This is a genomic window from Kitasatospora sp. NPDC094016, assembly GCF_040304045.1.
Lineage (GTDB): Bacteria > Actinomycetota > Actinomycetes > Streptomycetales > Streptomycetaceae > Kitasatospora.
Genome location: NZ_JBEOUK010000033.1, coordinates 91,168 through 98,200, shown reverse-complemented (window position 1 = coordinate 98,200; position 7,033 = coordinate 91,168). Strand labels below are relative to the sequence as shown.

7 protein-coding genes and 1 pseudogene are annotated in these 7,033 nt (G+C 69.8%); 4 read left to right on the top strand and 4 right to left on the bottom strand.

All coding sequences use genetic code 11. The features are described from left to right. Both ABT015_RS26675 and ABT015_RS26670 read left to right on the top strand, forming a co-directional pair. Positions 1 to 391: IS3 family transposase (locus ABT015_RS26675; protein WP_350883302.1), on the top strand; the 391-nt coding region annotated here is incomplete at its 5' end. 538 nt (positions 392 to 929) lie between these two features. Continuing rightward, positions 930 to 1,088, top strand: a pseudogene (locus ABT015_RS26670) (pirin family protein); the annotation flags it as partial. 25 nt (positions 1,089 to 1,113) lie between these two features. Here the strand turns inward: ABT015_RS26670 and ABT015_RS26665 are convergent. Both ABT015_RS26665 and ABT015_RS26660 read right to left on the bottom strand, forming a co-directional pair. Next, positions 1,114 to 1,776, bottom strand: coding sequence for a hypothetical protein (locus ABT015_RS26665; protein WP_350883300.1), 663 nt, complete (start codon positions 1,774 to 1,776; stop codon positions 1,114 to 1,116). Next, positions 1,773 to 2,333 (bottom strand): sigma factor-like helix-turn-helix DNA-binding protein, encoded by a 561-nt coding sequence (locus ABT015_RS26660; RefSeq protein ID WP_350883298.1) that lies wholly within the window; start codon positions 2,331 to 2,333, stop codon positions 1,773 to 1,775. The genes ABT015_RS26665 and ABT015_RS26660 overlap by 4 nt, the downstream gene beginning before the upstream one ends. 422 nt (positions 2,334 to 2,755) lie before the next feature. Here ABT015_RS26660 and ABT015_RS26655 point away from each other — a divergent pair, with 422 nt between their 5' ends. Further along, the gene (locus ABT015_RS26655) at positions 2,756 to 3,571 is read left to right on the top strand and encodes an SAM-dependent methyltransferase (RefSeq protein ID WP_350883296.1); all 816 of its coding nucleotides are present in this window, start codon (positions 2,756 to 2,758) and stop codon (positions 3,569 to 3,571) included. Between the two features lie 74 nt (positions 3,572 to 3,645). Here ABT015_RS26655 and ABT015_RS26650 read toward each other — a convergent pair whose 3' ends face one another. Then, positions 3,646 to 3,819: a hypothetical protein gene (locus ABT015_RS26650; protein ID WP_350883294.1), complete on the bottom strand. Its 174-nt coding sequence runs from the start codon at positions 3,817 to 3,819 to the stop codon at positions 3,646 to 3,648. Beyond that, a complete protein-coding gene (locus tag ABT015_RS26645) occupies positions 3,816 to 3,977 on the bottom strand; it encodes a hypothetical protein (protein WP_350883292.1) in 162 nt (53 codons plus the stop codon). The genes ABT015_RS26650 and ABT015_RS26645 overlap by 4 nt, the downstream gene beginning before the upstream one ends. A 407-nt stretch (positions 3,978 to 4,384) precedes the next feature. On the opposite strand from ABT015_RS26645, the gene ABT015_RS26640 reads away from it, so the two are divergent. Further along, positions 4,385 to 6,991, top strand: a complete 2,607-nt coding sequence (locus ABT015_RS26640) for a hypothetical protein (RefSeq protein WP_350883290.1) — start codon at positions 4,385 to 4,387, stop codon at positions 6,989 to 6,991. Positions 6,992 to 7,033 lie beyond the last annotated feature (42 nt).

Here is a 7,033-nt window from a genome sequence, read left to right as displayed (position 1 = left end):
CGCCCTCCACGGCCGCCCGGTGGAGCCGGGCAAGCTGATCCATCACAGCGACCACGGGTGTCGGTACACGTCCATCAAGCTCACAACCCGCCTGCCCAAGGCCGGGATCGAGGCGAGCATGGGCACGGTCGGTGACTCGTTCGACAATGCTCTGGCGGAGAATTTCTGGAGCGTGCTGAAGACCGAGTGTGTGCGCCGCACGACCTTCGCGACCCGCACGGACGCCGACCTGGCGCTGTTCGCCTACGTCGACGGCTGGTACAACACCCGGCGCATCCAGAAACGTCTCGGCTGGCTCAGCCCGGACGAGTACGAGGCGAAGCACTACGCCGACCAGGCGACGGCCGAACCAGTGATCGTCGAACCACCCACACCCGCCCTGACCAGTTAATCAGCACCTCCCGCACACCAGGGGAAGCCCAGTGGGAGTAGATGATCCCAATGACCCCACCAGGCATGTAGGCACCGCAGATCTCAAACACGGCCTCAGTGGGCGTCCGATGTTGATTTCGGCGGGTAATTTTCAGGCGGTTTGCACCGTTTTATGGCCCACGGACATGACCTGAAACACCCGGGCACTCCTGGCTAATCGGATGCTTCTATCCCGTTGCTGGACCAGACGGAATCCGAGCGACACATGCGAACCAAACGGGCGACCCGCTTACCCCTTTAGAGCGCGCAAATGATCCCTAAGGCGCGAATCGTCCCAGAAGTCGTTAACCTCAATAGCGGTACATCGCCACTGAACATCCCTAGATGCCTGCTCAATCGGCGTTTCCGTAGGCATTGTTGGGTTCGCGAGTGCGGCCCTTCTGGTCATTCTACCGCGTTGGTTGCGTTGCACCTGGGCATCGCCGCTGGATTGTGATTGCCGTAGCACAGGTCGACCAAGCCCCTAACCTGGGAAGTACCGTGAATCGCATGGTGTGTGGAGCTTCATCGGCCGCTCCGGCGAGGAGATCACCCAGGCCCGCGAGGACTGGATGTCCACCGCCCGCTTCGGTGACGTCCACGGCTACGCCGGCGACCGGCTGCGGGCGCCGGAGCTCCCCGCCCTTCCGCTGAAGGCGCGGGGGCGCGTGCGCTGAGGCGGGGAGACGGGGTTCGCGGTCGCTAGCGTTCGTCGGTGAGGTCGCGTACGAGGGTGCTGCTCATCTGGGGGAGTTCGCCGTACTCGGGGTCGTCGCCGGCGACGGGGAGTTGGTGGATCACGGCCGCGAGGCGGGGGGGCAGCTTCACGTCGAGGCCGTAGTGGCACCGGGCGAGGATGTCGGTGAGCACCTGGGCCGGCAGCAGGGCGTGAGGAGTGCTCAGGACGCGCTGTGGCGGGCGGGGTTTGGTGGCCAGTGCCTCGGCCTGTTGGCGCCAGACTTCCGCGTCCAGGAACTCCCCGAGGCTGCGGTGCAGCAGGCTCAGGAACGACGCGGAGGTGTAGGAACCGCCGCCGGCCGCGAACTGCCACCAGAACTGGGCGCCGTCGCGATGGCCCGCGACGTACAGCAGCGCGCCGAGGACGAGGGCGCCCTCGGGGTGGATCTGCTCGCCGTTGACGAGGAGGCCCAGGGAGGCCGCGGCGGACGGCATCGAGAGGACCAGGGACGCGGCGAGGTCGAGTTCGTGGGCCGCCTGCTTGTGCTCGGAGGACAGCGGACTCGGGGCGGTCAGCAGCCGCTCCCAGGAGACGCCCGTGCCCCCTGGCTGCGGCCGCGGGGCCCGGGTGGGCAGGTGGATGCCGGCCATGTTCGGGTGCAGGGCCCGGTCGTGCTCGGTGCTCACCGGTTCTCCCCGCGTCGGCCGCCGAGCGCCGCGGCCAGACGGTCGAGAGCCTGGCTCGCGGTCGAACGGACGTTGGCCTCGGTCGTCCCCAGGCAGTCGGCGATCTGCTCGTCCGGCAGGTCGAGCAGGTACCGCAGCACGATCACGTCGTGCCGCCGCTCGGACAACCGCCGCAGCGCGACGTACAGTTGCTCGTGGGTGCCGCCGGTCTCCATCAGGTGCTGCGCCCGTTCGGCGGCGATCCGCACGGCGTAGACCCACCCGGGGACGCACGGCTGGGTGGGCAGCGGCTCGCCGTTCATCATCAGTTCCGCCAGGGCGGCACCGATCTCCTCCTTGAGGATCGTCCAGGCGTGGAACGGCGGGATCTTCTCGCGCAGGATGCGCGGCCACTCCTTCCACACGCGGACCTTCGCGATCTCCACCGCTCTGTGTGCGGCGTCGTCGTCGCGAAGGCGCGCGCGGGCGAACCCGCTCCACGCCCCCTCGTGCGTGTCGCAGAAGGCGTCGAACGTCAGGCGGTCCCGGTCTCCGACCACCCAGTCGCTCTCGGTCACGTCCCATTCCTCCCCTGCGGCACGCCTGTCGGCTGCCGTCCGGCGCGGGCCGCCGACCGTGGCTGAACCCCACGGCCGTACGGCGGTCACGGCGGGAACTCGCTTCCCTGGTAGGAACATTAAGGCGGATTGGATGCCGAGATGTTAAACCGCGACAAGGTGTTTCGAGATCAGACATAAGGTGCGACGGTGATGGAGATACCGTGTCGGAACATGGTCAGAGTGAGTCACTACATGCTCTGATTCGGTCGTCCTGCTGCACGGTCGCGTCGTCACCGGCGGCGGCCCTTGATTGGCCGTTCGGGCGTGTGGGCATAGTGGAAGGGGCCGCGCCAGGGTTCGCCACCGCTCGCCACGGTGGCGCGGGCGCGGATCGGTCCTGTCCTGCGCAGGGCGAGTCGATGACGTATCAGGGGGAACGCATGACGGACGGCACCGCCAGGACCGACGACGTAGAGGTCAACCTCGACATACACCTGGCCCACTCGGCACGGATGTACGACTACTACCTGGGCGGCACGACGAACTTCCCCGCCGACCGTGAGGCCGCCGGCCGGGCCCTGGCGGTCTTCCCCTACGCCCGCTCCGCCGCGCGCGCCAACCGTGCCTTCATGCGCCGGTCGACGCAGCTGCTCGCCGAGGCCGGGATCCGGCAGTTCCTCGACATCGGCACCGGGATCCCCACCTCGCCGAACCTGCACGAGGTCGCGCAGTCGGTCGCACCGGACGCCAAGGTCGTCTACGCCGACAACGACCCGATCGTGCTCCTCCACGCCCAGGCGCTCCTGCGCGGCACCGAGCAGGGCGTCACCGCCTACGTGCAGGCCGATGTGCGCGAGCCCGGAGACCTGTTGGACTCGGCCCGGTCCATCCTGGACTTCACCCAGCCGATAGCGCTCAGCATGAACGCCCTGCTGCACTTCGTGCCGTTCGACGCCCAGCGGATCACCGAAGGCCTCAAGACCCAACTGCCCAGCGGTTCCGCGCTGGTGGTCAGCCACTTCACGCAGGACTTCGCCGCCGAGGAGACCGCTCGGCTCATCCAGGTCTACACCGCCGCGGGAACCCCCGTCGCCGCCTGCACCCGCGACGAGTTCGCGCAGTTCTTCACCGGCTGGAACCTCCTGGAGCCGGGCGTCGCGGCCACTCCGCGCTGGCACCCGGCGCCCGCGGACGACACCGAGCACATCACCGACGCAGCGGCCTCCTGTTACGGGGCCGTCGCCATCCGCCCCTGAGTCGTTCTCCCAGTCTGGCAGCTCCGAAGTCCGGATGTTCAAGCCCGTACATCGGCATTCCGGGACCGGGCGGCTCACTCGCGCCCGCCGATCGCGTCGACCGGCGCCGGCCGCAGGGCGGCCCGGGTGGCCACCGCGATCGAATCCCAGGAGAGCGCGACGGTGACCGCCACGATCGCGAGGAGGCCGACGGGGGAGACGGACGGAACGGGTGACTCCGTCAGTCCGAGGCTGGAGCGCCCAGTCACCCGAACGGCCGCCCCCGCGCGGCCTTGAACGCCTCCTGGCCGCCGACCTGGACCGTCAGGTGGCGTCCGACGGCGCCGCGCAGCGCGTCGGCGAGCGCCTTCGGGCCGGTCCCGTCCGCGGACCTGACCAGCACGGCGGTCTGGTCATCGGGTTGCACACCCGGGAAAGGCACTCCCGCCGGAATCAGACGGTCCCACTCCGGGAGTGCGGACGCCACAGTCCAGTCCGATGCGTACGACATCCAGCCCCGGTGTCAGGCTCCTTGACGTGCCGTAACCCCTCGACGCCGTGGCCCAGCGGACCGACCAGCCGTCGGATGCGGCACCCCACGCAGGTTGAGACAGGCTCGGGGAGCCTGCCCGAGACCCGCCGCACCCCATCGTCGTGGCCGAGGAGCGCACGGGGTCGGCCGCCTGAAATCCCCATGAGAGAGATTGTGGCGTCGCAGCAATCACTGACAAGATTTCAGCACGGCATCCTGTTGCGGGAGATGCCGCCGGACCGACCGTGGCTCGACGCACGCCAGGAGGCCGCATGGCACGGGTGAACCTGAGGGCTGCATTCATGAGCGGCCTTTCGTCCACCGTCACGGCTCAGCAGGTCTTCACCAACCGGGTCGACGAAGTGGCCGCATTCGCCCGGTCGGTCGACGAGCTTCACCGGATGCTGGACGAGGCCGAGGTCTCGCCGGTCGTGGACCGCGGGCAGGGCCGCCGCAATGTGCTGACCTTCTACGGCGTGGGTGGCATAGGCAAGACGACGCTCTCCCACGAGTTGGAGCGCCGCCTCCTCGCCGAAGCGCGGGAGAAGGAGCGCGACGACGTGGTGACCGTGCGGATCGATCTCTCGGAGGAGGGCGCCGGCGACATCGAGAGACTGTTGCTGTGTCTGAGGGCCGCTCTGGGCCGGTTGGGGAGCCGTTGGCCGGCCTTCGACCTGGCACTGGCCGCCTACTGGGCTCGCGCCCACCCCGGCGAGGCCTTGCAGGAGTTCCTGGACGCCTCGCCGGCGCTGCGGCGCGCCTCGCGGAGCATCGCGCTGGGCGACCAGATCGCGGAGGCCGTGAAGCAGGTCGACCCGGGTGGTCTGGGAGGTCTGACCGGACTGGCCCACCGGGCCGCGCTGGTCACGTACCGCGCTGTCCGGGACCGGGTGCGGGAGGGCCGGCTGCTGGCCGACTGCGATCTGTTCGCCGAACTGGTCGAGGCGGACGCCGACTACGAGACGCTCTCGTACTTCCCGTACCTGCTGGCCTGGGACTTGGAACGGCAACCCCGGGGCGGTCGGCCGGGCCGGCGGCCCCGGGTGTGCGTCTTCCTCGATACCTTCGAGGTGGTCAACGGTCAGGCCGATCGGGCAGTGGAACGGTTCGTCCAGCGCTGCGCCTATCTGATGCCGAACGTGCTGTTCGTCATCACCGGCCGGAACCGGATCGACTGGGCCGACCCGGGTGCGGGCGGCGAGCTGGACTTCACCGGCCCGGAGTGCTGGCCCCATCTGCACTTCAGCAACGACACGGCCGAACCGCGGCAGCACCTCGTGGGGTACCTGTCGGACTCCGATGCGGACAGCTATCTCCGTGAGGCCCTCGTCCGGGACGGCGAGCCCGCGATGTCGGCGGAGATCCGGGAACGCGTCATCTCCGGCGGCCAGGGGCTTCCCCTGTACCTGGACCTGTCGGTCTCCCACTACGCCGCCCTGCTGGCACGCGGTCGGCAACCTTCCGTGGCGGACTTCGGCGGCTCGTTCACAGCCGTCGCGACCCGGTCGATCAGGGACCTCCCCCGGGAGGAACGCGACCTGGTCCGAACAGCCGCGCTCACCGACCGGGTGGGCGCAGAGCTGCTGCGCGCCGGTCAACCCGGAGTCTCCGACGGGAGCGTGGCACGGTTCCTTCGCCGACCGTTCCTGACACACGACGACGCCTATGCGTTCCCGTACGCGTTGCACATGGCGCTGCGCCAGGCCATCGGCGAGGCGGACCGGACGCTTCCGGACGGTTGGTCGGATCGTGACCGCAGTGAGGTCGCCGCCCGTCTGCTGAGCTGGCTGGGCGAACGGCTGGGCCCCTCCGGCGGGCGGGTGGCGACGGCGCAAGCCCTCGAAACCGGGCTCAAGCTCTCTGCCGAGCACGGTGTCTTCGACGACTGGATGGCGCTGGCCACGCAGCGACTCGTCGAGGCCGGCCAGTGGTCGGAGCTCGGAGCCGGTCTTACCGGCGCCCCGGTGGGCCTCCCCGAGTACCGGGCGATCCGGGCCGCCATCCGAGGAGTCCAGCTCCGCCGGACCGGCCGCGTCGAGGAGGCGATCGAGTTGCTCGGCGGCGCGGCCGGAGGCGTGCGGCACGGTGGTCGAACGGCACAGCTGGTCCGCATCCACCTCGCCCACGCCCTGCGCAACCACGGCGACTACACGCAGGCCGCGGAGATCTACCGGGGCTTGGTGGGGGGCGAGTTCGACGCGGCCGCCCGCTACTGGCTCAGCGACTTCGACTACCTCAACGGGCGGTTCGCGGCCGCTCTCGCCTCCCTGCACGAACAACCGGTCCGTGGCCCGGAGGACGAAGGCGAACGGCTCCGGCTGACCGGGCACATCTGGCGGGTCAACGCCCGCTTCGAGGAGGCGACTTCCGTCTACCACGAGGCGATCGGCCTGGCGAGGCGCGAGGGGCTGGCCGCCGCAGAGGCGAAGGCACTCGCCAACCTGGCGCAGACCGCCTGCTGGTCCGGGGACACGGCAGCCGTCGCCGACGCGGCGGGCCGGGCCCGGGAACTGCTCGACCTGGTGCCCAACCCCGTCGAACTGGTCAAGCTCCGGTCCGCCGAGGCGGTGGCCCACGCCATGGCCGGTGACGTCGGCGCCGCCCGGTCCGCAGTAGGAGACACCCGGCACCTTGCGGACGGGATCGCTTACCGGGGCGGCCACAACCTGGCGGACGTGGCCGAGATCCTCCTCGGCGTCCTCGCCGGTGACCACGAGTGTGCTCGTCGCACGCGATCCGAGCTCGATGCGCGCACCCGTACGTCCGGAGGCAACACCTACTGGGTTCCCATCGCGACCTCCTGGATCGACGGCTCCCTCGCCGCCGCGGAGCACCTGCCTGCCGTCGGCTGGGTGGACGGCCCCGTCGCGTCGTTGGGTCGCTGGGCAGCGGTGGTGACACGTCGATGACTCTCCCCGGCCCCCGCACCTCGGCCGAGTCGTCCGGAGAAA

Bases quoted from the DNA above. Each gene is read 5' to 3' on its own strand.
- ABT015_RS26640 (WP_350883290.1), top strand. From the start codon at position 4,385: ATGAGCGGCCTTTCGTCCACCGTCACGGCTCAGCAGGTCTTCACCAAC.
- ABT015_RS26655 (WP_350883296.1), top strand. From the start codon at position 2,756: ATGACGGACGGCACCGCCAGGACCGACGACGTAGAGGTCAACCTCGAC.